The 25,545-nt window shown below is 38.7% G+C and carries 17 protein-coding genes; 11 read left to right on the top strand and 6 right to left on the bottom strand.

Annotation, left to right across the window (positions count from 1 at the left end; all coding sequences use genetic code 11):
• The first annotated feature begins 42 nt into the window (after positions 1-42).
• The 5 genes from ACR30L_RS11310 (at position 43) to katG (ending at position 4,648) form a co-directional block, all read left to right on the top strand.
• Positions 43-570 (top strand): GNAT family N-acetyltransferase, encoded by a 528-nt coding sequence (locus ACR30L_RS11310; protein ID WP_435234358.1) that lies wholly within the window; start codon positions 43-45, stop codon positions 568-570.
• A gap of 13 nt (positions 571-583) precedes the next feature.
• Positions 584-958, top strand: coding sequence for a nuclear transport factor 2 family protein (locus ACR30L_RS11305; RefSeq protein ID WP_435234357.1), 375 nt, complete (start codon positions 584-586; stop codon positions 956-958).
• 19 nt (positions 959-977) lie between these two features.
• Entirely contained in the window at positions 978-1,337 is a 360-nt protein-coding gene (locus ACR30L_RS11300; RefSeq protein WP_435234356.1) for a MerR family transcriptional regulator, read from the top strand.
• Between the two features lie 78 nt (positions 1,338-1,415).
• Positions 1,416-1,802 (top strand): carboxymuconolactone decarboxylase family protein, encoded by a 387-nt coding sequence (locus ACR30L_RS11295; protein WP_435234355.1) that lies wholly within the window; start codon positions 1,416-1,418, stop codon positions 1,800-1,802.
• A gap of 647 nt (positions 1,803-2,449) precedes the next feature.
• Positions 2,450-4,648, top strand: coding sequence for a catalase/peroxidase HPI (katG, locus tag ACR30L_RS11290; protein ID WP_435234354.1), 2,199 nt, complete (start codon positions 2,450-2,452; stop codon positions 4,646-4,648).
• A gap of 216 nt (positions 4,649-4,864) precedes the next feature.
• Here the strand turns inward: katG and ACR30L_RS11285 are convergent, their stop codons facing one another.
• The 4 genes from ACR30L_RS11285 to ACR30L_RS11270 all read right to left on the bottom strand — a co-directional run bounded on the left by ACR30L_RS11285 (position 4,865) and on the right by ACR30L_RS11270 (position 9,505).
• On the bottom strand, positions 4,865-5,545 hold the full coding sequence (locus ACR30L_RS11285) for an exonuclease domain-containing protein (RefSeq protein ID WP_435234353.1): 681 nt from the start codon (positions 5,543-5,545) through the stop codon (positions 4,865-4,867).
• Positions 5,545-7,389, bottom strand: coding sequence for a DUF294 nucleotidyltransferase-like domain-containing protein (locus ACR30L_RS11280; RefSeq protein ID WP_435234352.1), 1,845 nt, complete (start codon positions 7,387-7,389; stop codon positions 5,545-5,547). The genes ACR30L_RS11285 and ACR30L_RS11280 overlap by 1 nt, the downstream gene beginning before the upstream one ends.
• Before the next feature lie 115 nt (positions 7,390-7,504).
• On the bottom strand, positions 7,505-9,223 hold the full coding sequence (locus ACR30L_RS11275; RefSeq protein ID WP_435234351.1) for a sodium:solute symporter family protein: 1,719 nt from the start codon (positions 9,221-9,223) through the stop codon (positions 7,505-7,507).
• Between the two features lie 18 nt (positions 9,224-9,241).
• Positions 9,242-9,505, bottom strand: coding sequence for a DUF4212 domain-containing protein (locus ACR30L_RS11270; RefSeq protein WP_435234350.1), 264 nt, complete (start codon positions 9,503-9,505; stop codon positions 9,242-9,244).
• 529 nt (positions 9,506-10,034) lie between these two features.
• On the opposite strand from ACR30L_RS11270, the gene ACR30L_RS11265 reads away from it, so the two are divergent.
• A complete protein-coding gene (locus ACR30L_RS11265) occupies positions 10,035-10,916 on the top strand; it encodes an NAD(P)-dependent oxidoreductase (RefSeq protein WP_435234349.1) in 882 nt (293 codons plus the stop codon).
• Between the two features lie 216 nt (positions 10,917-11,132).
• The gene (locus ACR30L_RS11260; protein ID WP_435234348.1) at positions 11,133-11,471 is read left to right on the top strand and encodes a hypothetical protein; all 339 of its coding nucleotides are present in this window, start codon (positions 11,133-11,135) and stop codon (positions 11,469-11,471) included.
• A gap of 114 nt (positions 11,472-11,585) precedes the next feature.
• Here the strand turns inward: ACR30L_RS11260 and epd are convergent, their stop codons facing one another.
• Positions 11,586-12,602, bottom strand: coding sequence for an erythrose-4-phosphate dehydrogenase (epd, locus tag ACR30L_RS11255; protein WP_435234347.1), 1,017 nt, complete (start codon positions 12,600-12,602; stop codon positions 11,586-11,588).
• 90 nt (positions 12,603-12,692) lie between these two features.
• Complete coding sequence (locus ACR30L_RS11250) at positions 12,693-13,439, bottom strand: phosphatase (RefSeq protein WP_435234346.1); 747 nt, start codon at positions 13,437-13,439, stop codon at positions 12,693-12,695.
• A gap of 410 nt (positions 13,440-13,849) precedes the next feature.
• Between ACR30L_RS11250 and ACR30L_RS11245 the strand changes: the two genes are divergently transcribed.
• The 4 genes from ACR30L_RS11245 to ACR30L_RS11230 all read left to right on the top strand — a co-directional run bounded on the left by ACR30L_RS11245 (position 13,850) and on the right by ACR30L_RS11230 (position 25,542).
• Entirely contained in the window at positions 13,850-14,218 is a 369-nt protein-coding gene (locus ACR30L_RS11245) for a VanZ family protein (protein ID WP_435234345.1), read from the top strand.
• 245 nt (positions 14,219-14,463) lie between these two features.
• The gene (locus tag ACR30L_RS11240) at positions 14,464-15,312 is read left to right on the top strand and encodes a helix-turn-helix domain-containing protein (RefSeq protein WP_435234344.1); all 849 of its coding nucleotides are present in this window, start codon (positions 14,464-14,466) and stop codon (positions 15,310-15,312) included.
• A 68-nt stretch (positions 15,313-15,380) separates the two neighbouring features.
• Positions 15,381-23,129, top strand: coding sequence for an SDR family NAD(P)-dependent oxidoreductase (locus ACR30L_RS11235; RefSeq protein WP_435234343.1), 7,749 nt, complete (start codon positions 15,381-15,383; stop codon positions 23,127-23,129).
• A 1-nt stretch (position 23,130) separates the two neighbouring features.
• A complete protein-coding gene (locus tag ACR30L_RS11230; protein ID WP_435234342.1) occupies positions 23,131-25,542 on the top strand; it encodes a PfaB family protein in 2,412 nt (803 codons plus the stop codon).
• The last annotated feature ends 3 nt before the right edge of the window (positions 25,543-25,545 follow it).

The raw sequence follows: 25,545 nt of genomic DNA, 5'->3' as shown, positions 1-25,545 counted from the left end.
GTGATGGGGATATTTTTAATCTCTTTTTTAAAAGGTTTTCGCATGAAAATAGAAATAAGAAATGCGCATCATAATGAACTAAACATTGTGCATCATTTAATTACCTTTGACCTGCAGTGGACTCAATTTAATGGTCCTTATTTTCCCTATCAATCACCCTCCTTAATTGAGTTTAAGCAAGGTGTGTTTAAGCGTCTATGTGAGGGAGTGGACATGCAATTGATAACTATCGACAACAAACCGGTTGGATCTGTTAGTTTTTACTGGGAGTGTGAATCGACTCGGTGGCTAGAGATGGGAGTGGTTCTTTATGATTCAACTTACTGGGGAAAAGGGATTGCTTATAAAGCATTACGACTATGGATTACACATCTTTTTTCAACATTAGAGATTGCGCGAGTAGGCGTAACAACTTGGTCTGGCAATAAAGCGATGATGTCTTGCGCGCTAAAAGTTGGATTCACACAAGAGGCTTGCTTACGGAAGGTACGTTATTATCAAGGACAATATTATGATTCAATCAAATATGGATTGCTTCGTGATGAATGGGAAACGTTAAATAAAATATAGAAGGTTGTTGTAAATGCATGCAAAAAAAGTGGTTATTGCGTTTTGGGATGCGATGAAATCCAATGATTTTAATCGGGCTAGTTTATGGTTAACTGAAGACTTTCAAGGGGTTTGGCCTCAATCTTCGGAATTGATTATTGGTCGAAAAAATTTTACAGCGATTAATGAAAATTATCCTGCGAATGGAAAATGGATGTTTGAAATAAATTCTATTGTTACTGAACATAATACTGTGGTGACAGATGTTTCTATATCGGATGGCGTTGTGACAGCGAGAGCGATAACATTTCATACTGTTAATAATGGTTTAATTAGTAAACAAGTTGAATATTGGCCCGATGACTATGAAGCACCAAGTTGGCGATCTCGATGGGTTAAAATAGGATAATATTAAGGAGATTATATCGATGAATATTCAGGCCTTTGCAAAGGCAACCAATATTACAGCCTATACCATTCGTTATTACGAAAAAATTGGATTAGTAAAAAATATTGAACGAAATAGCAGTGGTCATCGTTGTTTTACTGAAAAAGATGTTGTGTGGTTTGAATTTATTAAACGCCTTAAGGATACCAATATGCCACTGGCTAATATTAAAAAATACGCAGATTTAAGAGATATTGGTGACACAACATCGGATTTACGAATGGCTATGTTGGAAAAGCATGCACAAGTCTTAGCGAAAAAAATAGCGGAAGAGCAGGGCCACCTTAACAAGCTCAATGATAAAATTAATTATTATAGTGAAATGCTGAAGAGAAAATAAATACTTGACTTAGAGCGAGCTCTAAGCGGTAAGGTTGATTTATTGTGAATTTGCACAAGCGCAATTATTGGAGTAATTATGAATAATCAACGTTATCAATCCGGGCTTAATAAATTAAATGAAATAGACGGGGAAGCGGGAAGAAAAGTCATTGAAAGTCTAGCGTCTATTTCACCAGATTTGGCAAAATATACGATTGAATTTCCCTTCGGTGATATTTACCAACGGCCGGGACTTGATTTAAAGGCACGTGAACTTGCTACCATTGCTGCATTAACGTCGCTTGGGCATTGTGAGCCGCAATTAGCCGTTCATGTCAATGGTGCATTAAATGTTGGGTGTGAACCGCAAGAAATAATTGAAGTTGTGATACAAATGGCTGTTTATGCTGGTTTTCCTGCGGCACTTAATGGCATGTTTGTGGTTAAAAATGTATTTATTGAACGTAATATAATTACTGCTTGATGCTTAGGATAAATGGAGGCGAATCTGTCGACTCTGTTTATCTTTACAAAGATAGACCATGATGTAGACAAGATATACCCGTTACCATTCAAGATGCAGAAATCAGCAAGACGAGAGGTGAGCAGATTCTAGGCATAAAGGTGAAGATCTAACGGGTTAAATCGAGGCTTTATAACAACGAAGATGTTTGCCTTTCGTCTTGCCCTGCGGGTCACTAGCTCGAACACCAATACTGCGTTATAACATTCGATAAGGGCTAGCCATTGTCATCATGTTACGCCTTGCCTTGGTATCCGAGCTAGTGACTGATAAACGCATCTTGATTGGTAACGGGTATATTATCAGGAAAAGCCCAACGCATCTTTGTAACTGAATTAGAAGTTGTGCTTCAAGGGAATAAAAAACCACAGAATTATTCTTTTCTATATTAAAGTCATTTATTAATCGTTGTTATGGAGTGTTAATGACGACCTTTATGTTTATCGTGTTTTATATGTAATGTCGATTGATTTAGAGTGTTAAATAGGTTTTAGCTATTAAGTGAATAGGATATAACAGTTTCACATTCGTTTCAAAATAAGTGACTATACTACTCATACAACATATTAATTTCATAATATTTGTTTATATATAAAAGGAAAATGCCTATGTCTGATAGTAAATGTCCAGTGCCTCATGGCGGTGCTGAAAGTGGTTCTAAATGTCCAGTAATGCATGGTGGTGCTACTGAAAGTAATATGTCAGTAATGGAATGGTGGCCAAAAGCCCTTAATCTGGATATTCTCCATCAGCATGATACAAAAACAAATCCATTAGGTGTTGCTTTTAATTACCGTGAAGCAGTTAAACAGCTTGATGTCGCTGAACTTAAAAAAGATATGCATGCTTTAATGACCGATAGTAAATCGTGGTGGCCTGCTGACTGGGGACATTATGGTGGTTTGATGATTCGTATGTCTTGGCATGCCGCTGGTACATATCGTATCTCTGATGGACGGGGTGGTGCATCTACCGGAAACCAACGTTTTGCTCCGCTTAACTCCTGGCCTGATAACGTTAATCTAGATAAAGCACGTCGATTACTTTGGCCGATTAAAAAGAAATACGGTAATAAATTGAGCTGGGCTGATTTAATTACCTATGCAGGTACTATTGCTTATGAGTCAATGGGATTAAAAACCTATGGATTTGCATTTGGTCGAGAAGATATTTGGCATCCAGAAAAAGACATCTACTGGGGATCTGAAAAAGAGTGGTTAGCACCAAGTGGTAGTGAAGGTAGCCGATATTCAGGCGAACGTGATCTTGAAAACCCTTTAGCATCGGTAATGATGGGGCTTATTTATGTAAACCCTGAAGGTGTAGATGGTATTTCTGATCCTCAAAAAACGGCAAATGATATACGTGTTACATTTGAACGTATGGCAATGAATGATGAAGAAACCGTTGCTTTGACTGCCGGTGGTCATACCGTTGGTAAATGTCACGGGAATGGGAAAGCTGAGCAACTAGAAGCGGATCCGGAAGGGGCAGAAATCGAAGATCAAGGCTTTGGCTGGTTAAATAAAACGAAACGTGGTATTGGTCGTAACACCGTTTCAAGTGGTATTGAAGGTGCTTGGACCACAAACCCAACTGAATGGGACAATGGTTACTTTGAATTGTTACTTAATTATGACTGGGAACTGAAAAAAAGCCCTGCAGGTGCAACACAGTGGGAGCCTATCGACATTAAAGAAGAAGATAAACCCGTTGATGTAGAAGACTTAACAACTCGTTATAACCCTATCATGACAGATGCTGATATGGCGATGAAGGTGGATCCGGAGTACCGTAAAATTTCAGACAAGTTTTACAACGATCCTGAATATTTTTCAGAAGTATTTGCACGAGCATGGTTTAAACTAACGCATCGTGATTTAGGTCCAAAAGCAAATTACCTAGGACCTGATGTGCCAAAAGAAGATTTGATTTGGCAAGATCCTATTCCTGCCGGCAGCACGGATTATGACGTCGAAGCTGTTAAAGCGAAAATTGTGGCAAGTGATTTAACCGTGAGTGAAATGGTATCTACTGCTTGGGATAGTGCTCGTACATTCCGTGGTTCAGACCGACGCGGTGGTGCTAATGGTGCTCGTATTCGTCTTGCACCACAAAAAGATTGGGAAGGAAATGAGCCTGCTCGTTTAGCGAAAGTATTGACTGTTCTAGAAACTATCGCAGCAGACAGTGGCGCAAGTATTGCTGATGTGATTGTACTTGCTGGTAATGTGGGCGTTGAACAAGCAGCAAAAGCAGCTGGAGTTGATATTGACGTGCCTTTCTCTGCCGGACGTGGTGATGCGACCGACGAGATGACTGACGTTGATTCCTTTGATGTTCTTGAACCGTTACACGATGGTTTCCGTAACTGGTTAAAAGCTAATTATACGGTTACTGCAGAAGAAATGTTGCTAGACCGCACTCAATTGATGGGACTAACCGCTCCCGAAATGACAGTCTTAATTGGTGGTATGCGTGTTATTGGTACTAACTACGGTGATACTAAGCATGGTGTATTTACTGATAATGAAGGTGCATTAAGTAACGATTTCTTTGTGAATTTGACTGATATGAATTTCGCATGGATTCCGACCGGTCGTAACACTTATAATATTCAAGATCGTGATACTGAAGAAGTAAAATGGACTGCAACACGCGTAGATCTCGTATTTGGCTCTAATTCTATCCTTCGTTCATATGCGGAAGTGTATGCACAGGATGATAATAAAGTTAAATTTGTTCAGGACTTTGTAGCTGCTTGGACGAAAGTAATGAATGCAGATCGTTTCGATTTAGTTAATTAACTGACGATATAACGGATTTTCGTTATATCGAGTTATTTTAAAGGCACCGAGTCAATGTTGATAAGGTGCTTTTTTATTGGTCCGTGAAATTTTAACAATTACAAAAACCACAGCTGCTTATATTAACTTCCGCCTCGAACTAAGTTTTTTTCCTACGCAAAATTCATTTACATATTTAATACAATTGATATTAATTGGTGAATAATAACAGAGTATCTAACGCATTAACTCGGCTGTTGTAATTTTTTCTATTTCACCCATTTTGTTGAGTTGTGCAAGCAATAATTCAGCACAAGACAATGCATCGACGAGTGCATTATGTGCAGCGTAATTTGGCAAATTGTAACGCTGTCTACAACAATCTAATCTGAGGTCGCCAGTATTTATTATTGATTGTTTACGCAGTAAGCGTTGTTGCTCAATTCGCATTGTATCGATTGCAAAAAGTCGGACGATTTGAGAGGTTTGTTGGTATAAAGCTTGTTCAATAAAGCGCATATCTAATGGTGCATGATGGGCAACCAGTACATAACCAGCTGCTTGTTGAAATAACCAGGTTAACGCCTTATCTAGGGATATTGCTTGGTCGAGATCATTATCTAAGACGCCGTGAATAGTTGCGCTTTGACCGACACTTCCTTCAATTTTTATTAATTTATGTTGGCCTTTATTTAATATTATTTCGCCATTAACAATCGGTATTAAGCCGATACTAATAATTTGATCATGTTGCACATTTAAGCCAGTCATTTCTAGATCGATAGCGAGTAGGGGGGTATTGTTTATTGATTGGTTAAGTAAAGGAGCCATGGCCTGATAATACTGATTTACTAGTGTATTTTTACAGGTTAGTTGTTGGTGATAAAAACGTATTTTTGTTAACAGTGCTGAAAACATTAAAATTGCCTTAAAAATGAAAGTTTAATGCCTGATTGGCTATCATGAATCACTTTGAAAGCTTCCTTTAAATGATGTTGAGAGAGTGGTGTTAAACTATCTGGTAATAAATAATTAGATAATGGAACGCCTTGTTTATATTGAACGCCTTGATTTACTAAACGTTTATGTCCAATTATTTCTGCTGCATCGATAAGGTTTTTTATACCCTGTTGATTGATTCCTTTTATCGCCATTAACGCCGTTAGTCGTCGTTTGCTATTTACTTCAGGGATACCATAGGCCAGTGCATAAATACGAGAAATATCATTTATAAGTGCGAGTCCTTTATGTTTTAAATCGATGCCTTTTACTTCTCTTCCATCTCGTTCAATAACAAAGTTTCTAAAAAATCCAAGTGGTGGTATCCGTTGTATTGCATTGCGGGTTAAGGCTGCAAGAAAAATATCATTCTGTTGGGTTTGTTTAAGGATATCGTGTTGTAATTTTTCAAATAAAATAGTGTCGCCGTAAATGGGGCGTATATCGAAAAATATGCTTGAATTTAATAGTGCCTGTGGTTGAGGTGAATCAATCCATTGACTAAATTGGGCTTGCCATTGTTTTAGAGAGCAGCGCCACTGCGGATTTTGAGCCATGATATTACCAGGGCAATAGGGAAAACCACATCGATCCAATCCATTGCAAACTAACTCCGACAATTGTTTGAAATACTTCGCGCTGGTTGAATTGGTTTCATATTCCAGTAGTAATGCATTATCTTGATCGGCGCCAGCGGCTTGATCTTGTCGTGCTTGAGAGCCAAATGCTAACCAACAAAATTTCATGGGGGCAGCACCAAGCTGTTGTTGCGCAATACCAATTAAACGTTTAGTGAGGGCATCCGTGACTAACGTTAAAATTTGGCCTATCTCCTGCGCTTTTGCATCATTGGATATTAAATTTTGCAGTAAATTAGGCAATTTTTTGCTGATATTAACCAAGTCACTTGTATTGTTTTGACGATTTATTTGCCCGATTAAAAAAAGTGGCTGAGAACTTTGTTGGCTCATTATATCGGTATTAGTAAGCATCGAAATAGCACGATTATTTTCCATCACGGGCAAATGATGAATATTTTTTTCACTCATTAATAACATGGCTTCAAAAATAAGTGCATGCTTAGCAATAGTCGTTGGGGAGTCCGTCATGACTTGATTGACGAGTGTTGTCCCGGTTAATCCTTTCGCTAAGACGCGTTCACGAAGATCGCGATCCGTTATAACACCAATGAGTTGTTTATTATTAATAATGGCTAATGAAGATACTCTATTTTCAGACATTAATACTGCCGCTTGTTGAATTGTTGAATGGCTATCGATGCTAATTAATGTCGTTGATCTTAGCGAGCTTATCCGTCCAGTATTGATATTATTGCTAAGTAATTCTTCTTGGTTACGAATCCGTTTAGCAAATGCTTTATTAAAAAACTGATCAAATAATTGATTATTAGCGCGTAAATGATTGAATGCTGCTAATGGTAATTGATAGACCAAGCCGTCCTCTAATATACGGATTTTATTAACCACTTTTTCACCTGACAACATACCACTAAAACCAAAATATTGCCCATCACTCATGCGATCAATTAGTTCACCATGTTGTGTCGTTATTTCAAATGCACCTGTTCTGACGATATAGAGTTGTGGAGGGTTAGTATCGACATGTACAAACTGATCATTTTTTCCATAATAGACAACAGAGATAGATTGACAACAGTGATGAATAAGTGAGTCGGATAGCTTATCAAAAGGGGGCAACGTAGCGATGAAATTAGTAATCGGTTTGAGTTCGGTTATATCCATGATTAATTAACCTATATAGTAAGACCAATTGAACGAAGCACTGAAAAGTTAACTCGTTCAACTGGAATAAAATAATGGCGAATACTACATTTTAAAGTATTCACTGTTATTTTTGTTAATGGTCCTGTGCTTCTCCTGCGCCCTTGGGAAAGCGAATCGATTCTACCATGTCAACAACTGACTCAGGGAGTGGGGTGGTTATTTTGCACACAATAATGGCGAAAACAAAGTTGACTACCATACCTAACAAACCAATACCTTCCGGTGATATCCCAAATAACCAGTTTTCAGCGGTATTATCTGCTGGATTGATAAACTTGAAGTAAACGATATAGATTGCGGTAAATAATAAGCCAAATATCATTCCAGCAATGGCACCTTCTTTATTCATTCGTTTAGAGAAAATGCCCATTGTTATGGCAGGAAATAATGAGGAGGCTGCTAGACCAAAGGCAATCGCGACCACGGCTGCAACAAAACCGGGGGGATTAATACCAAAATATCCTGCCATAATAATACCAACAGCCGCTGCAGTACGTGCATAAATAAGCTCTTTTTTATCAGAGATATTTGGCATTAAGTTCTTTTTAAGCAGATCATGGGAAACCGAGGTTGAGATAACCAATAATAAACCTGCAGACGTTGATAATGCCGCCGCTAAACCACCCGCAGCCATTAGTGCAATAACCCAAGCAGGCAAGTTAGCCATTTCAGGGGTTGCTAACACGATAATATCTCGGTCAATTTTCATTTCATTTTCAGGACCGTTCGCGTATTGCATATTGCCATCACCATTTTTATCATCCCATTTGATTAAACTGGTTTTTTCCCAACTATTTACCCAGTTAGGTGCCTGCTCATGTGGAATTCCTTTGCCATCAGAACCATTAACCGATTCAATCATATTTACACGAGAAAAAGCGGCAAGGGCGGGAATTGTTGTGTACATTATGGCGATAAATAGTAATGTCCACCCTGCAGAGCTACGTGATGCTTTGACCGTTGGAACCGTGAAGAAACGAACAATCACATGGGGTAATCCGGCGGTACCAAACATTAGTGCACCGCAGATAAAGAACACATCGATCATGCTTTTTGAACCCTCGGTATACTGTGCAAAGCCAAGTTCAGCAGAAAGGCCATCAAGTTTATCGAGTAAGTAAACACCTGAGCTATTTCCACTCGCGTCTAATAATTCAGCACCAAAACCAAGTTGTGGGAAAATATGGCCTGTCATCATGACCGATAGGAATATAGCCGGCACCATAAAGGCGAAAATCATGACACAGTATTGAGCGACCTGTGTATAGGTAATTCCTTTCATGCCGCCTAATACCGCATAGAAAAATACAACGCACATTCCGATATAAACACCGGTATCAACTTCTACTTCTAGGAAGCGGGAGAACACAACGCCTACGCCGCGCATTTGCCCTGCAATATATGTAAAACTTATAAATATGGCACAGATGACGGCAACGGTCCGAGCTGCTTGTGAGTAATAACGATCTCCTAGAAAATCGGGCACGGTAAATTTACCAAATTTTCTTAAATAGGGGACCATTAATAGAGCAAGTAGTACATAGCCTCCAGTCCAGCCCATTAGATAAACACTGCCATCATAACCAACAAAGGAAACAATTCCTGCAAGTGAAATAAATGAAGCAGCAGACATCCAGTCAGCAGCTGTTGCCATACCATTTAATGCAGGTGGAACACCGCCTCCTGCTACGTAAAACTCTTTGGTCGATCCTGCTCGGGTTTTGATTGCGATACCTATATATAACGCAAATGTAATACCCACAATAATATAAGTTAATAATTGAACATCCATTTTTGTTACTCCTGAGTATTATTCATCTACGCCATATTTTTGGTCAAGGGCATTTGATTTTTTTACATAAATAAAAATAAGTAACAAAAATACGTATATTGAACCTTGCTGCGCAAACCAGAACCCAAGTTTAAATCCCATAAACGATATTTTATTTAAAATATCAACGAACAAAATGCCACATCCAAAAGAGACGAAGGCCCAAATACTGAGTAAGGAAAGGACGAGTTTAATATTCTCATCCCAATATTGTTTAGCTTTGTCTTTATTTTCAAAACTCATTTTATTTTCCTTTTCATTGGTTATGTATCAACTTGCATTGGTATTTTGTCCACATGACGGCAAACTATAGTTGTAGTTTAAATAAGTTGATTGTTTTTTGACCAATTCGGAGGGTTAGATCATACTTTTACAATTTTTTATATGAGTTACTCTGATGGTGTTAACAAAAAGTGAATTTAATGTGAATATGTTGTTTGATCGGATGTTTTTGTTCAGATTAGTTTATCGATATTGTGCTAACAGTGAGTAGAACAGTAGGGGAATATGAAGATAATATTGAATAGTGAGAAGAATTAAAAGCAACCTAAAGAAACAAGATGAATAGAAATAATGACCATAAATCATACAATCATTTTTATGGAATAGCTTATATTTGCCTCTAAATTGCGTAAAATACCACATTTTTGATTAATATTTTTCTATTTGTCTTACAAATTGCGTTCACCGTTTGCTTATCTTCGATCAGATGTATATCCTAAGCATCTCAGACACACATTCATTTAATTATTGATATATTTAGGAGTTAGAAATGACTAAACCAGTAATCGGTTTTATCGGTCTTGGCCTTATGGGCGGCAACATGGTTGAAAACCTACAAAAACGTGGCTACCAAGTAAACGTTATGGACCTTAGCCAAGATGCAGTTGATGCTGTTCTTGCTCGTGGTAATGCGACTCAATTTACTTCACCTAAAGAATTAGCTGCTGCAAGTGATATCGTTGAATTTTGTCTTACAACTTCAGCTGTTGTTGAAAAGATTGTTAATGGCGAAGATGGCGTTCTAGCGGGAATTAAAGAAGGTTCAACTTTGATTGACTTTGGTACTTCTATCCCAGCTTCTACTATCAAAATTGGCGCACAACTTGCTGAGAAAGGTTGTGGCATGATTGACGCACCTTTAGGTCGTACTCCTGCTCACGCTAAAGATGGCTTACTAAACATCATGGCTGCTGGTGATATGGATACTTTCAATAAAGTTAAACCTTTATTAGAAGAGCAAGGTGAAAATGTATTCCACCTAGGTAAATTAGGTGCTGGTCATACAACTAAACTTATCAATAACTTTATGGGTATGACGACAGTTACTGCAATGTCTCAAGCATTTGCTGTTGCAAAAGCTGCTGGCGTTGATGGTCAACAATTATTCGACATTATGTCTGCTGGTCCATCTAACTCACCATTTATGCAGTTCACTAAATTCTACGCAGTAGATGGTGAAGAAAAATTAGGTTTCTCTGTTGCGAATGCAAATAAAGATCTTGGTTACTTCGTTGCTATGTGTAATGACCTAGGTACTAAATCATTAATTGCTGAAGGTACTTCTGCTAATCTTCAAGCTGCAGTTGATGCTGGTCTTGGTCAAAATGACGTACCAAAAATATTTGATTACTTTGCTTCATTAGAAAAATAATCGAATATGACCCACTGACTGCCAATTATTTAATAGGCTGTCAGTGGGCATAATAATGCATTTTAAATACAATATTTCCCTCCTGCTATACATCTGAACATACATTTCTATTTTATTGCTAAACTTCGTTTAATCTCAAAAAAAATATCAAGTATTACGGGCTCTTGTCGATAATATTTAATATACAATGTTAACTTAATAAGAAGATGACTATTTATGCAAAAATTGATCATAGTATTAGCTGTTTTATTGTGTTTCTCATGTACATCAAATAAAAAAACAACATTAATCAGCAATGAAAATGGCAATATTATCTGGGCTGATGGTCATAATGAAAAATTCTATATGCCAGCATCAAAAAATACGGTGGCCTTTATCGCAGGTGAAGATCTAGTCGTTTATAGTCGATTTGCAATTCATAAGGTACAAGGTTGCGATTATTTTTTTATCAATAGAGCGCAATTGAAACTTTGTGAAGACGGCGAAGCCGTGTTATTTGTCGATAGGAAAATAGTTAATTCAGGTTATGCTAACTTTCATAACACGTACAATTAATAGTCTTGTATTTGGAGCGTATTAATTTAAAGTCCATTAACCTTTACCGTTGACTATCTGAAGTTGATTTATCAACAAGGCAGATGAAAGCATCTACCTTGTTGGATAAATTTGTTACTTTTGTAAGCTATATAAATATTTAACAGTATCTATTAAACGGTTAGAAAAGCCCCATTCATTATCACACCAAGCCAATAACTTTACTAGATGACCATCACTAACACGAGTTTGTGTGCCATCGATAATTGAAGAACGCGGATCGTGATTAAAGTCGATTGAAACTAATGGTGCTTCGGTATAACCCAATATTCCCTTTAATTGATTTTCTGATGCTTTTTTAAGGCACGCATTAATAGCATCGATAGATACCTTTTTTGTCACCGTAATACTTAAATCCATAGCAGAAACATTAATGGTTGGAACACGGACCGCAATGGCTTCAAATTTGTTTTCAAACTTGGGTAGAATTCGTTGAATACCGGCAGCCAATTTGGTGTCAACGGGAATAATTGATTGGCCTGCCGCGCGGGTTCTTCGTAAATCTGAATGATAAGAATCAATGACTGGTTGATCATTCATAGCAGAATGAATCGTGGTAACGGTTCCCTGTTTGATATCAAATGCTTCATCTAATGTAGCAATCACCGGAACGATACAGTTGGTTGTACAGGAGGCGCCAGAAAGGTATGTTTCATTACCGGTTAGTTGTTGATGGTTAATTCCGTAGATGACGGTTGCATCCACATCGGTACTGGCGGGATGTGAGAAAATAACTTTTTTTGCACCTGCTTTAATATGTGCTTGGGCATCTTCTTTACTACCGTAAATCCCAGTACAATCAATAACAATGTCGATGGCAAGTTCAGACCAAGGCAAATTATTAATATTATTCTGGCTAATTAGATTTATTAAATCTCCATCTATCCGTAATTTATCATCAACAAGTTCAACGGAAAAAGGAAAGCGGCCATGTGTCGAGTCATATTGAGTTAGATGAGCAATTGCCTCGGGTGAAGCAACTTCATTAATCGCGACAATATTAATACTATCTTGCTGGTGGCTTTCATATAATGCACGGAGCACATTACGCCCAATGCGTCCATATCCGTTAATTGCTATTCTGATTGGCATAGTTTTAATTCTTAAGTCCATGATAAAGAAGTCTATTGTAGAATAATTCCGATTAGATACAATATTTATGTATGGGGATAGTCAGATTTATTAATACAGTGCATGAAATGCGTTAATATAAGGTTTTCCTCGTAAGGTTAAAAACCTTAGAAATTGTGCAGTGGTATGGGTAATTACATTACTAGCAGGAACACCCGCCTTATCAATTAACTCACTAGCGAATTGAAATTGACCTATATCGGAACAAAAATGTGCATCACTGCCTGTGGTGATGTAAGCACCAATCTCAGCGGCTATTTTTGCAATTTCAAGGCAACGTTCATTACTACCTACTCGGCTCATTCCCTTAAGAGATGAATTATTAATTTCAATCGCAACATTATATTCTTTTGCACACGCAATGACCGTTTCAAAATCAATATCGTAATTGGGATTACCAAGGTGGCCAAGTGCATCGACGCGCCCATTTTTAATTACATTGAGTAACGTTTCTGTATTCGTTGCTTTATCTGCAGGACGTAAAACTGCTTCGTGAAAACTACCTATAGTCCAATCTAGGTGATTATCGACTTCTAGTGGAATATCAATTTCACCCTTGATATTTAAAATATTTGCTTCCACACCACATAATACCGCAACATTTGAAAGAAAGCGCGGAATCACTTTTTGATTGATAAAAAACCAATAATGGGGGGCGCCTGGCATTGAGCTAGCATGGTCCGTGGTGCAAAACATTTTCATTGAATTTTGTTCAGCATGTTGTGCATTTTCGATAAGGGTACTGTAAGCATGACCGCTAGCATAGGTATGTGTATGGGTATCAACTTCAAATTTCATAGAACCTCTGTTTAGATTTAAACAATAGATGTAAATATCATGCGCAGAATAGCTAATAAGATCAATCAGTTTTTATTATTAGAGGGGATAAAGATTCATTTTTCAGTGGATCCAATTTTAACAAGTATTATTTATTCTTATTATATTGATGATGGGGGGGATTGCAGATAATACGATATTCACCTAAATCGCTTAGATGTTCGTTTAATAAGTGTTTGGCTGCTTATGTTTTATCAAATAAGGAAATTGCATTGAATAATTCGTACTAAAGAAAATTTCGATACAGAGCGAAAAATTTCAGGTAATATCAAAGTAATACCCTGAGAAAGTGTCCTTCATTTAACTATCCCAGGAGTTTATTTTCAGATAGTGTCTAACCTATCAATACTTTAAAGTTTTAAGGAGGTAATTTGATTAAATTACTGATTTTACTTCGAACCTATTGGTTTGCAGTGACCGTTTTCTTATTGGCTGTTATTACATTTCTTTCGCTAACACCGATGCCACAATTACCGCCTGTTCCGGGAAATGATAAAATACATCATTTTATTGCATATAGTGTATTGATGTTTTCAGTTGCCTTAAGAAGGTCTAAATATTGGCCGGCTATTGGTTTATTTCTGATTGTTTGGAGTGGGGGGATTGAGTTAGTTCAACCCTATGTCAATCGTCATAGTGATTGGATGGATTTGCTAACTAATTGTGCCGGTATTGTTATTGGTGCTGTTATCGCGTTAATTATTAATTATACTTTTCTACGCTCGGAAAAATTAAAATAGTATTTTTGTGCCCGTCTGTGCTTTCTTTCATTTATTTTCTTCATAATTATCAATCGCCCTGAGTGTAAAGGGCGTTATTTTCTTTTTCTAAAACTAGACTCGTGCTACTTCAAGATTACCTGATAAATGCGTTGTGATAGGTATATTTCGAGAAAATAAGTATCGGGTGATTGTATAGGGTCTGATACCTGTGTATATTGTTGCTTTGATTATTCATAATACTCAGGTGAACAATAAATTCTGCCATGTCTAAACAACATAAAAATGCAACTACAACACCTGAAATAAGAGCGTTTATTCATGAGTCGGACTTACCAACTGCCGTACTTGCTCGCCTACTCAAAATTTCTGAATCCACGGTTCGTAAATGGCGAAAACGTGTTGATACTGAAGATGCTTCTCATATTCCCAAGCAATTAAATACAACCCTAAGCGTTGAGCAAGAATATGCCGTTGTGCAATTGCGTACTCGTTTAAAATTATCCCTCGATGAGCTATTGATTATTTGCAAAGAATTTATAAACGATAATACTTCTCGTGCAGGGTTACAGCGTTGCTTAAAGCGTCATGGTGTTTCACGTTTGGCTGATATGGATCCTTTAGGGGATGAAGAAGAACAGGAAAGGGTCCTTGTAGATATTGAAGCACATTTATCTAATGAAGTAATTAGCTCTGAAATATCTCCCCAGGCCATGTCCGATGTATTAAATCAAATGCGTGAAAAGCATTATCGTGAGCAACTTGAATATCAAACCAATAGTGAATTAACCGAGCATGTATTACATGCCGAGTCTACCCAATTAAGTTGTTTGGATGTAGTACAGGTCAATGTGACGACTTTGCCTAAATTAGATGAGCAGCAGCCACAGTATCGCTTATTGGTGGCTAACGATCCCGATGGTAGTTGGGTTTATGTTGATTTGTATTGTGATGATGAAAAAAAAGCAGCACGCCGTTATATGAAACATGTATTACATAAAGCACCATTTCATATTCGCCGTGTTTTAGCCGGTAATTATAATGAATTTTTAAGCCGTTTCCGTTTATTAGACAAGCAGATAAGCGCAAAGCGCACGGATAATGACCAACAATAGATGTTAAGCCGTTGTGCTGATAAATAACCTATCAGCATCTCGCAGTAGTTCTTAAATGGAGTAATAGAATGTCCAACGAACAAGCCATCAACAATGCAGAAATGGTTGAAGATAAACAGTTAAGTTCACGTTTACAAGAGTGTCCCATTGCCATTGTTGGTATGTCCTCGGTATTTGCAGAGACCAAAAATCTATCGCAATTCTGGGATAATATTGTCCAATCGATAAATGGTATCCAAGATGTACCTGAAGATCGTTGGGCGATTGATGATTATTACTCTAGTGACAAAAAAGAAGCGGATAAATCTTATTGTAAGCGCGGTGCTTTTTTACCTGAAATAGATTTTGATCCAATGGAATTTGGATTACCGCCTAATATTCTTGAACTTACTGATATTACGCAATTAATGTCATTAGTCGTCGCCCGCGACGTATTGGCCGATGCGGGTATTGCTGACGAATCGAGTTTTGACCGAGATAAAGTCGGGATTATTCTCGGGGTTGGCGGTGGTCAAAAGCAAGGTGGGCAATTGATGGCTCGCTTGCAAGGTCCTATTATCGATAAAGTTCTCAAAGCATCTGGCGTAGAACAGGCTGACCGTGACATTATTATTGATAAATTTAAAAAAGCGTATATTCCTTGGGAAGAAAACTCATTCCCAGGTTTATTGGGGAATGTAATCGCAGGGCGTATTGCGAACCGTTTTAATTTTGGTGGTACAAACTGTGTTGTGGATGCTGCTTGTGCAGGATCACTTGCTGCAATCAAAATGGCAGTCTCTGATTTACTCGAAAACCGTTCTGATATGATGATTTCAGGTGGTGTATGTTGTGATAATTCACCTTTTATGTACATGTCTTTTTCTAAAACGCCTGCATTTACAGATGGTGAAGATATTCGCCCATTCGATGAAAAATCCAGTGGAATGATGATCGGCGAAGGCGTTGGGATGATTGCCTTAAAACGGTTAAGTGATGCCGAACGTGATGGTGATAAAATTTATGCGGTTATCAAAGGTATTGGTAGTTCTTCCGATGGGCGTTTCAAATCTATCTATGCACCTCGTCCAGAAGGCCAGCTAAAAGCATTAAAACGAGCCTATAACGATGCTGGATTTGATCCACAAACCTGTGGGTTAATTGAAGCACATGGTACGGGAACAAAAGCCGGCGATGTTGCTGAGTTTAATGGCTTAAAATTATTATTTAGTGAAAACAATGCGCATAATCAGCATATCGCGTTAGGCTCTGTTAAATCTCAAGTGGGTCATACGAAAGCCGCTGCAGGCACGGCAGGGTTAATAAAAGCTGCACTTGCTTTACATCATAAGGTGCTACCTGCAACAATCAATGTGGATAAACCGAATGCAAATTTAGAAATTGAAAACTCTCCACTTTATATCAATAACGAAACACGCCCATGGATGCCCCGTGCCGATGGTGTTAAACGCCGTGCAGGGATCAGTGCATTCGGATTTGGTGGTACAAACTTTCATTTTGTACTTGAAGAATATAAAAATGCACACAGTCAGGCTTATCGTTTAAATGCTGTGCCTCAAACTATATTATTAAGTGCTGAAAATAAACAATCATTAATTAGTTTACTTAATGGTTGGTCTGAAAAGCTTTCCGTAGAAGATGAATTACAACGCTACGCATTTAATGCCTTAGTCATTGAGCATCCTTTGAAAACGCTTCAGGTGAATGATGCGCGTTGTGGATTCGTGGCAAAAGATAGCCATGAAGCGCGTTTATTAATTAATCAAATATTAGAGCAGCTCGCTAATAATGATGCAACTGAATGGCGCAAACCAACGGGGATTTATTATCGACAATCCGCTTTAGAAACACAGGGTAAAATTGTTGCCTTATTCTCGGGGCAAGGTTCTCAGTATGTGAATATGGGCCGAGATTTGGTGTGTAACTTTCCGCCAATGCTTGATGTCAATGCGCAAATGGATAAGCAATTTAGCGATGCGGGTTTTAAACAATTATCACAAACACTTTATCCCATTCCTGTATTTAGTGAATTAGCTCGTCAAGAACAAGAAGCACAATTACGTTTAACTGAATATGCACAACCGGCCATTGGCGCCTTTAGTGTTGGATTATATAAAATATTTAAACAAGCCGGCTTTAAGGCTGATTTTACTGCAGGACACAGTTTTGGTGAGCTAACCGCATTGTGGGCTGCAGAGGTTGTTTCCGATCAAGACTATATGGCTCTCGCACGAAGCCGTGGGCAAGCAATGGCTGCGCCAGATGACAAAAATTTTGATGCTGGTGCAATGATTGCTGTTGTGGGTGAACCCGATGCAGTGGCGATTGATATTGCTGATATTAGTGATATTTCCATTGCTAATTATAATGCCAATAATCAAGTTGTGGTTGCCGGTGTTTCGAGTCAAATTGCGATTGCAACAAGTGAACTTCAAACTAAAGGCTATAAAGTTGTGCCATTGCCTGTTTCAGCTGCGTTCCATACTGAGTTAGTTGAGCATGCGCAGAAACCTTTTGCTGAAGTGATTGACACCGTCGAATTTAAGTCACCGACTATCCCCGTGTATGCAAATGGCACTGCTGAAGCACATAGTAACGATGGCGCTAAGATTAAAGCGAGTTTGAAAGATCATATTCTTAATTCGGTTCATTTTAGTGAAGAAATTAATAATTTATATAATGCAGGTGGTCGTGTCTTTATTGAGTTTGGTCCTAAGAATGTTTTAACGCGTTTAGTCGATAATATTTTAACCAGTAAATCCGATGTCACTACAATTGCAATTAATGCCAATGCAAAAAAATCAGCGGATTTACAACTTCGTTTAGCTGCTGTTGAAATGGCTGTACTAGGTATTCAACTTGATAATATCGACCCATATAATGCACTTGAACGTCCGACTGTGGCACCGAAAAAGTCGCCATTAGCAATGAAGCTTACGGGGGCTGCATATGTTAGTCCAAAAACGAAAAAAGCATTTACCGATGCACTCGATGATGGCTGGACACTGACGAGTTCGACACCACGGGTTATTGAAAAAGAGGTTATTAAGGAAGTTGTCGTTGAAAAGGTCGTAGAAAAAATTGTTTATGTTAATGCCGATGGCCAACCTGTTAATAACGCCGTATCAAATTCTGAAGATCATGATTTAGCTAAGCGCATAGAACAAAGTGTTGCTTCCTTTGTTGATCATCAATCTCAGCTGTTAACTGTGCATCAACAATACATGCAGGGGCCTGAGGAATATGCAAAAACATTTCAAAATGTATTAGCGTCGCAATCGGGTACAAATGAATTGCCAGAAAGTTTAGATAAAACACTTGGCATGTATCATGACTTCCAAACCGAGACATTGCGTGTACACGAAGCATATTTAAACAGTCAAACCGATAATATGCAGCAAATGCTTGCGACTGTTGGTGGAGATAATAAGCCATCAACGGCACATGAAATGTCGTCAATGACGTCAATGACAGACAAAGAAAATCAAGCTGAGTCTTTAACGATTCAGGAACAACTTAATAAAACTCATCATACGGTTCAAGCTGCTTCGCCTGTGGCGAAAATTGTAGAAAGCGAACCGGATGAGCCAATCGAGACTGCATTTAATTTTACTAAAATCGAAACCGTGATGATGGACGTGGTGGCCGATAAAACTGGCTATCCCGTTGAAATGCTTGAACTAAGTATGGATATGGAAGCGGATTTGGGGATCGATTCGATTAAACGTGTTGAGATACTCGGTGCAGTACAAGATGAAATTGCTGATTTACCGGAATTAAATGCAGAAGACTTGGCTGAACAACGTACTTTAGGCGACATTGTGACCTATATGCAAAGCCAAGCACCTGCTAGCATAAATGAGCCAATTGTTGCCTCTTCATCAACGATTGATCTTGGTAAAATTGAAACCGTGATGATGGACGTGGTAGCCGATAAAACCGGTTATCCCGTTGAAATGCTTGAATTGAGCATGGATATGGAAGCAGATTTGGGGATTGACTCCATTAAACGTGTTGAAATCCTCGGTGCAGTACAAGATGAAATTGCCGATTTACCGGAACTCAATGCAGAAGACTTAGCCGAACAACGCACTTTAGGCGATATTGTTACCTATATGCAAAGCCAAGCACCTGCAAGCATAAATGAGCCCATCATTGCATCTCCATCAACGATTGATCTTGGTAAAATTGAAACCGTGATGATGGACGTGGTGGCCGATAAAACTGGCTATCCCGTTGAAATGCTCGAGTTGAGCATGGATATGGAAGCGGACTTGGGAATCGACTCGATCAAACGTGTTGAGATCCTAGGTGCAGTGCAAGATGAAATTGCTGACTTACCTGAACTCAATGCAGAAGATTTGGCCGAACAACGCACTTTAGGTGATATTGTGACCTATATGCAAAGCCAAACACCTGCTAGAACGAATAAGCCTATTGTTGTACCTTCTTCAACGATTGATCTTGGTAAAATTGAAACCGTGATGATGGAAGTGGTAGCAGACAAAACCGGCTATCCCGTTGAAATGCTCGAGTTGAGCATGGATATGGAAGCAGACTTGGGGATTGATTCGATCAAACGTGTTGAGATCCTCGGTGCAGTACAAGATGAAATTGCTGACTTACCGGAATTAAATGCAGAAGACTTAGCCGAACAACGTACTTTAGGCGATATTGTTACCTATATGCAAAGTCAAGCACCTGCAAGCACGAATGAGCCAATCGTTGTCCCTTCTTCAACGATTGATCTTGGTAAAATTGAAATTGTGATGATGGAAGTGGTGGCCGATAAAACTGGCTATCCCGTTGAAATGCTCGAGTTGAGCATGGATATGGAAGCAGATTTGGGTATCGACTCTATTAAACGTGTTGAGATCCTCGGTGCAGTGCAGGATGAAATTGCTGACTTACCGGAACTCAATGCAGAAGACTTGGCTGAACAACGCACTTTAGGTGATATTGTGACCTATATGCAAAGTCAAGCACCTGCAAGCACGAATAAGCCCATCGTTGTACCTTCTTCAACGATTGATCTTGGTAAAATTGAAACCGTGATGATGGAAGTGGTAGCAGACAAAACCGGCTATCCCGTTGAAATGCTCGAGTTGAGCATGGATATGGAAGCGGACTTGGGTATCGACTCGATCAAACGTGTTGAGATCCTCGGTGCAGTACAAGATGAAATTGCTGATTTACCTGAGCTTGATGCTGAAACATTATCTGAAAAACGTACATTAGGTCAGATTGTTGAGTATATGATTGAAGTCGGTCAACCACTCTCTGTTAGTACTAATGTGATTGAAGCTCAACCTTCACCTGCGATAGTGCAAGATATTATTGAATTTAAACCTGCACCCAGTGCAACCGTTGCTATTAAACATATCGATGCACCTGTGTTGTTGTCTAAAGAGATGAATGGAGAAAATCTATTACTTGTCGATGACGGTGAGTTAACCGGTGTATTATTGGCGAATAAATTAGCGCAATTAGGCTGGGCGGTTACTGTATTACAAGCGGCATGGATTGAAGTTAATCGTACAAAATCATTTGCAGATTTAGTTAATCAACTAACGCTTAATCATATCGATGAATCTGAAATTAAAGCAATCTTAGATACTCAAAATGATTGGTGCAGTGTGATTTATCTTCACCCTAAAATGGTGATTTCAGGTATTGAATATCCTGCATCAAATAAGCAAGGGTTAGAGGTTGCGTTCTTATTAGCAAAATTATCAGGTTTAGCAAAAAACACAAATGATGCACGGTCATCATTTGTGGTGTTAACACGTCAAGGTGGAAGTTTTGGTTTTGATAATCAAGAGGTTGAATCAGATTTAATCCAATCAGGACTAAGTGGTTTGGTGAAAACACTCGCTCATGAATGGCAAAATGTATTCTGTCGTATGATCGATTTACCGAGTCAATTTAGTGATGATAAAGCGGCTAATATTATAATTGATGAGTTAAACGACCAAAGTTTCTGTCCCATTGAAATAGGCTTTAATAAAAATGGTCGATTAACGTTAATTTCCGAACAAACTGACAGCTATAGTTTGCCTGCTGGTGAAACGATCAATCAGGATTGTGTGTTTTTAGTGAGCGGGGGGGCAAAGGGGGTAACAGCTCATTGTATTATCGAACTAGCAAAACAGTATCAGAGTAAATTCATCCTCTTAGGGCGTTCTGTATATAATCCGCAGGAACCTAATTGGGCAATTAATATTATTGATCAAACGGCACTCAAAAAAGCAGCGATGCAACACTTAATTGACCAAGGTAGCAAACCAACGCCCGTCGCTATTGCGGAAGTAATTAAACCTATTCTTGCAGATCGGGAAATTAAACAGACGCTAGCAGCAATCGAATCTGCTGGTGGTATTGCTGAATATATCAGTGCCGATGTAACCGATGCAGAACAAGTGAAGGATGCGATTGAACCTATTACGGATCTATGGGGATCTATTTCTGGGATCATTCATGGGGCTGGCGTGCTTGCAGATAGACTAATTGAGCAGAAAACCTTAGCCGAATTTGAGTCAGTTTACAGTACTAAAATCGAGGGGTTATCGTCATTACTCGCTTGTTGTGATGAGGATAATATAAAACACTTAGTTTTGTTCTCATCAGCTGCTGGGTTTTACGGAAATCCTGGGCAGTCAGATTATGCTATTGCCAACGAAATTTTAAATAAAACAGCGTATCGCTTTAAAGCATTACACCCTAGTACACAGGTCTTGAGTTTCAACTGGGGACCTTGGGATGGAGGGATGGTGACACCGGAACTTAAACGTATGTTTAATGAGCGTGGTGTGTATATTATTCCCCTTGATGCGGGGGCTAAATTATTAGTAAGTGAATTAGCAGCTGATTCAAATCGTTGTCCTCAGATACTTGTTGGCAACGATATGGGCGGCGAACAGCAATGGGAAACAGATCAGGAAGTTGCGGTAAAAAAGCCATTGGTTAGTCGCTTATCAAAAACGCTTTTAGCGGCTAACAATCCTTTTTTCACTGATCATCAAATTGGTGATGATCCGGTATTGCCGACTGTATGCGCAATTGCGCTGATGGTCGAGGCTTGTCATGAAATTTACCCAGATTATAATTTTCAGGGATTGCAAGATTATAAATTGTTTAAGGGGATTGTTTTTGATGGGCAAGAAGCATCGCAATACGACCTCGATTTAACATTACTGTCGGATGATAACCTGCAGTTAATGATTGCGGTTAAAGTGAGTAGTGAACGTGTCGGTAAAACCCAATTTCATTATGCTGCGACCTTGCTGTTGTCTCAACAGATAAAAACAGCACCGAAATTTAATGCTGATCTGCCTATTTTGATAACTGAAAAGCAACCTAGTGCAAGTGAGTTATATCGCGATGGTACGTTATTCCATGGCGAAAGTTTACAAGGTGTCCTATCACTTGATGCTATTGATGAATCAGGATTAGTGATGAGTTGTTGCATTTCTTCATCGGTGCTGGAAAAGCAAGGGGAATTCGATGCAAATGCGATGAATGTTTTTGCAAACGACTTAGTTTATCAGGCGATGTTAGTGTGGGTGAAAAAACAGTTAAAACTTGGCTCACTGCCTTCTGCTACCTTAGCTTGGACGGTTTATCGTGAAGTTCAGATTGACCAACATTTCTATTTAACTTTACATATAACCGAGCAACAGGGAAGTCGTATCAGTGCCGATATTTTATTGATTGATGAACATAAAAATATTATGGCGGATATTAAAGGTGCACAGGTGACTAGCAGTGAAAGCTTAAATAATTTATTTAAAAGTGAATTGCTTGAGGGCTTCGCTTAGCATGTCAAAAGGGCTTGCGGTAATTGGTTTTGATGCGCAACTTGATGGACTGGAAAATGTCGATCGGGTTGCGGCTGCCTTTTATCTTGGTGAACCCTATCAAACAGAACCAGCATTACGCTGTATAACAAGTAAACCCTTATTATACCAAAGCACATTGACATGTGTATTACACGCCTCCGGGTTGGTAGCACAACAAATCGCTGTGATTATTATTGATCCAGACCAAAGTACTGCCATTGATGAAGGCAACTTTATTCAAATTTCTACGGTTTCAAGTTTTGTTGATTCAATTGAATTATCTGCATTACTGATCGAAAAATTTGATTGTGCTGTGTTAATTGTGACTGCACATATTGCTAAACAGATACAACAACAAACATTAGCCAGTTTTAGCTATGATCAGCAATTTGATCATTATGGTGAAAACAGTGGTGTTGCAAGTGTGTTGCTAGCGAATGAACACTTTGCATTGACACATCGATGTTACGTTTATAGTTATCTTAGTGCCTACAGTGTGACTAACGATTTAAGTAATATAGCGCAAATCATTGAACAGACGTTTAAGCAGGCTAATCTGACGCCCTCTGATATAGCATCACTCGACGTTTCTGCTCCGCGAGATCAATCATTATCACAGCATGAAGAAGCTGCTGTTTTGAGCCAATATGCTAATTCTACAGCACTCAGTACTTCGTTAAGTTGTATTAAAAGTGTTATTGGTGATTGCGCCGCATTATCAGATATGTGTGGCTTTCTCAATTCGGTATTTGCGTTACAACAACGTTATTACTGCGGGGTTAAGCAGTGGAAAGCCCCACGAGATAGCCAATTATCTGCGTGGCTGAGTTCGCCATTTTATGTGCTTAATGAGTGTGCCACTGCATTTCCTAAGACGGATAATTTGGCGAGAAATAATGCATTTAGTTGTTTGACTGAATCGCAATATGCACACTTTATTATACGAGAAAATAATGATCAAACCATTCATCCTAATGGGTTTAATGTCAGTTGTGATTTATCGTTATTTATCATTCATGGGAAGTCGAAAGATGACTTAATGGCACAGTTAACTTTGCTTGATAATAACGTGGATAAATCCGATTTTAGATTATTGGCAGAACAATATTATCAAGCGTCCTTGAAACGTACTAAGCAAACCTATTGTTTGGTGATAGTGGCGAGTTCAAAGGCAGGGTTAAAATCAGAGATTAATCTAGCGCAGACGGGAATAAGTTTTGCCTTTGAGCAAGCTAAAGATTGGAAAACACCGCAGGGCAGTTACCTCTGTATTTCACCTGAGGTTGATACAAAAACGTGTTTTTTATACCCTGGGATAGGCGCGACTTATTTAGGGTTAGGACAGGATTTATTACAACTCTTTCCTGCACTCTACCCCTGCATTCAAGCCTTGGTCAAAAATAGTGCCACCGAGGGAATTTATCAATTACTACAGCCACGCTCAGTAACTCGTTTAACTATGTCACAACTTAAAGATCATGATTTAGCGCTGCGTACTAAGTTATCGGATATCGCTGAATGCGGTGTTGGCTATGCCTGTGTGTTTACTTATTTATTTCAAACGTTATTGAACGTTAAGGCAGATTTAGCTGCGGGCTATAGTATGGGCGAAGTCAGTATGTTTGCTGCTCTTAATTGTTGGGAAAATCCAGGACAAATGAGCACGCGGTTGGCTAATTCAATTACATTTAATAATCAATTAGCGGGTGAATTGAACGCCGTTCGTACACTCTGGAATATGCCAAATAATGGCCAATTAATTTGGGAATCTTACAATATTAAGGGTAATTTAGAACAAGTAAAAAATGCGATTCAACCCAATGAACGTGTTTATATTACATTAATTAATACCCTCGATAGTTTAGTCATAGCTGGTTTTCCCGATGATTGTTTAGCCGTGGCTAAGCGATTGGGCGTCAGAGCAATGGCGTTAAATGTACATAATGCAATTCATTGTTCTATCGCGGATCAACAATTTGAGCAGATGGTTGAACTGTATTCGATGCCTTTGGCTGATCCTATTCCTACAAAATTATATTCAAGCTCGTGCTATTTGCCGATTCCCTTTAATCAAAAGGCCATTGCAGTGAGTATTGCTAAGTGTCTTAGTCAGCCCGTTGATTTTCCTCGTATGATAAAAACATTAAAACAGCAAGGTGCCACGATGTTTATTGAAATGGGAGCGGGCCGTTCATTGGGAACATGGGTAGATAAAATACTCAGTAAAAATGATGACAAGTGTATGACTGTGGCCGTTAACGCAAAAGGCGCTAGCCAGCAACTCATGTTAATGCGGGCTGTGGCTAAAATGTTAAGTGCAGGTGTTGCACTTGATCTAAGCAATTATTTTTATGGTTCGATTATTGTGAATAATCGTGCCTCGAACGATTAGAAA

The organism is Psychromonas saccharinae (assembly GCF_051201515.1).
In the GTDB taxonomy this organism is placed as follows: domain Bacteria; phylum Pseudomonadota; class Gammaproteobacteria; order Enterobacterales; family Psychromonadaceae; genus Psychromonas.
This window is presented reverse-complemented; position numbering and strand designations above follow the sequence as displayed.

Excerpts from the sequence above, each read along its gene's own strand:
- ACR30L_RS11280 (WP_435234352.1), bottom strand. The coding sequence starts at position 7,389 with ATGGATATAACCGAACTCAAACCGATTACTAATTTCATCGCTACGTTG.
- katG (WP_435234354.1), top strand. The coding sequence starts at position 2,450 with ATGTCTGATAGTAAATGTCCAGTGCCTCATGGCGGTGCTGAAAGTGGT.
- ACR30L_RS11270 (WP_435234350.1), bottom strand. The coding sequence starts at position 9,505 with ATGAGTTTTGAAAATAAAGACAAAGCTAAACAATATTGGGATGAGAAT.
- ACR30L_RS11305 (WP_435234357.1), top strand. The coding sequence starts at position 584 with ATGCATGCAAAAAAAGTGGTTATTGCGTTTTGGGATGCGATGAAATCC.
- ACR30L_RS11285 (WP_435234353.1), bottom strand. The coding sequence starts at position 5,545 with ATGTTTTCAGCACTGTTAACAAAAATACGTTTTTATCACCAACAACTA.
- ACR30L_RS11300 (WP_435234356.1), top strand. The coding sequence starts at position 978 with ATGAATATTCAGGCCTTTGCAAAGGCAACCAATATTACAGCCTATACC.
- ACR30L_RS11310 (WP_435234358.1), top strand. The coding sequence starts at position 43 with ATGAAAATAGAAATAAGAAATGCGCATCATAATGAACTAAACATTGTG.
- ACR30L_RS11295 (WP_435234355.1), top strand. The coding sequence starts at position 1,416 with ATGAATAATCAACGTTATCAATCCGGGCTTAATAAATTAAATGAAATA.
- ACR30L_RS11250 (WP_435234346.1), bottom strand. The coding sequence starts at position 13,439 with ATGAAATTTGAAGTTGATACCCATACACATACCTATGCTAGCGGTCAT.
- ACR30L_RS11265 (WP_435234349.1), top strand. The coding sequence starts at position 10,035 with ATGACTAAACCAGTAATCGGTTTTATCGGTCTTGGCCTTATGGGCGGC.
- ACR30L_RS11235 (WP_435234343.1), top strand. The coding sequence starts at position 15,381 with ATGTCCAACGAACAAGCCATCAACAATGCAGAAATGGTTGAAGATAAA.
- epd (WP_435234347.1), bottom strand. The coding sequence starts at position 12,602 with ATGCCAATCAGAATAGCAATTAACGGATATGGACGCATTGGGCGTAAT.
- ACR30L_RS11230 (WP_435234342.1), top strand. The coding sequence starts at position 23,131 with ATGTCAAAAGGGCTTGCGGTAATTGGTTTTGATGCGCAACTTGATGGA.
- ACR30L_RS11240 (WP_435234344.1), top strand. The coding sequence starts at position 14,464 with ATGTCTAAACAACATAAAAATGCAACTACAACACCTGAAATAAGAGCG.
- ACR30L_RS11275 (WP_435234351.1), bottom strand. The coding sequence starts at position 9,223 with ATGGATGTTCAATTATTAACTTATATTATTGTGGGTATTACATTTGCG.
- ACR30L_RS11260 (WP_435234348.1), top strand. The coding sequence starts at position 11,133 with ATGCAAAAATTGATCATAGTATTAGCTGTTTTATTGTGTTTCTCATGT.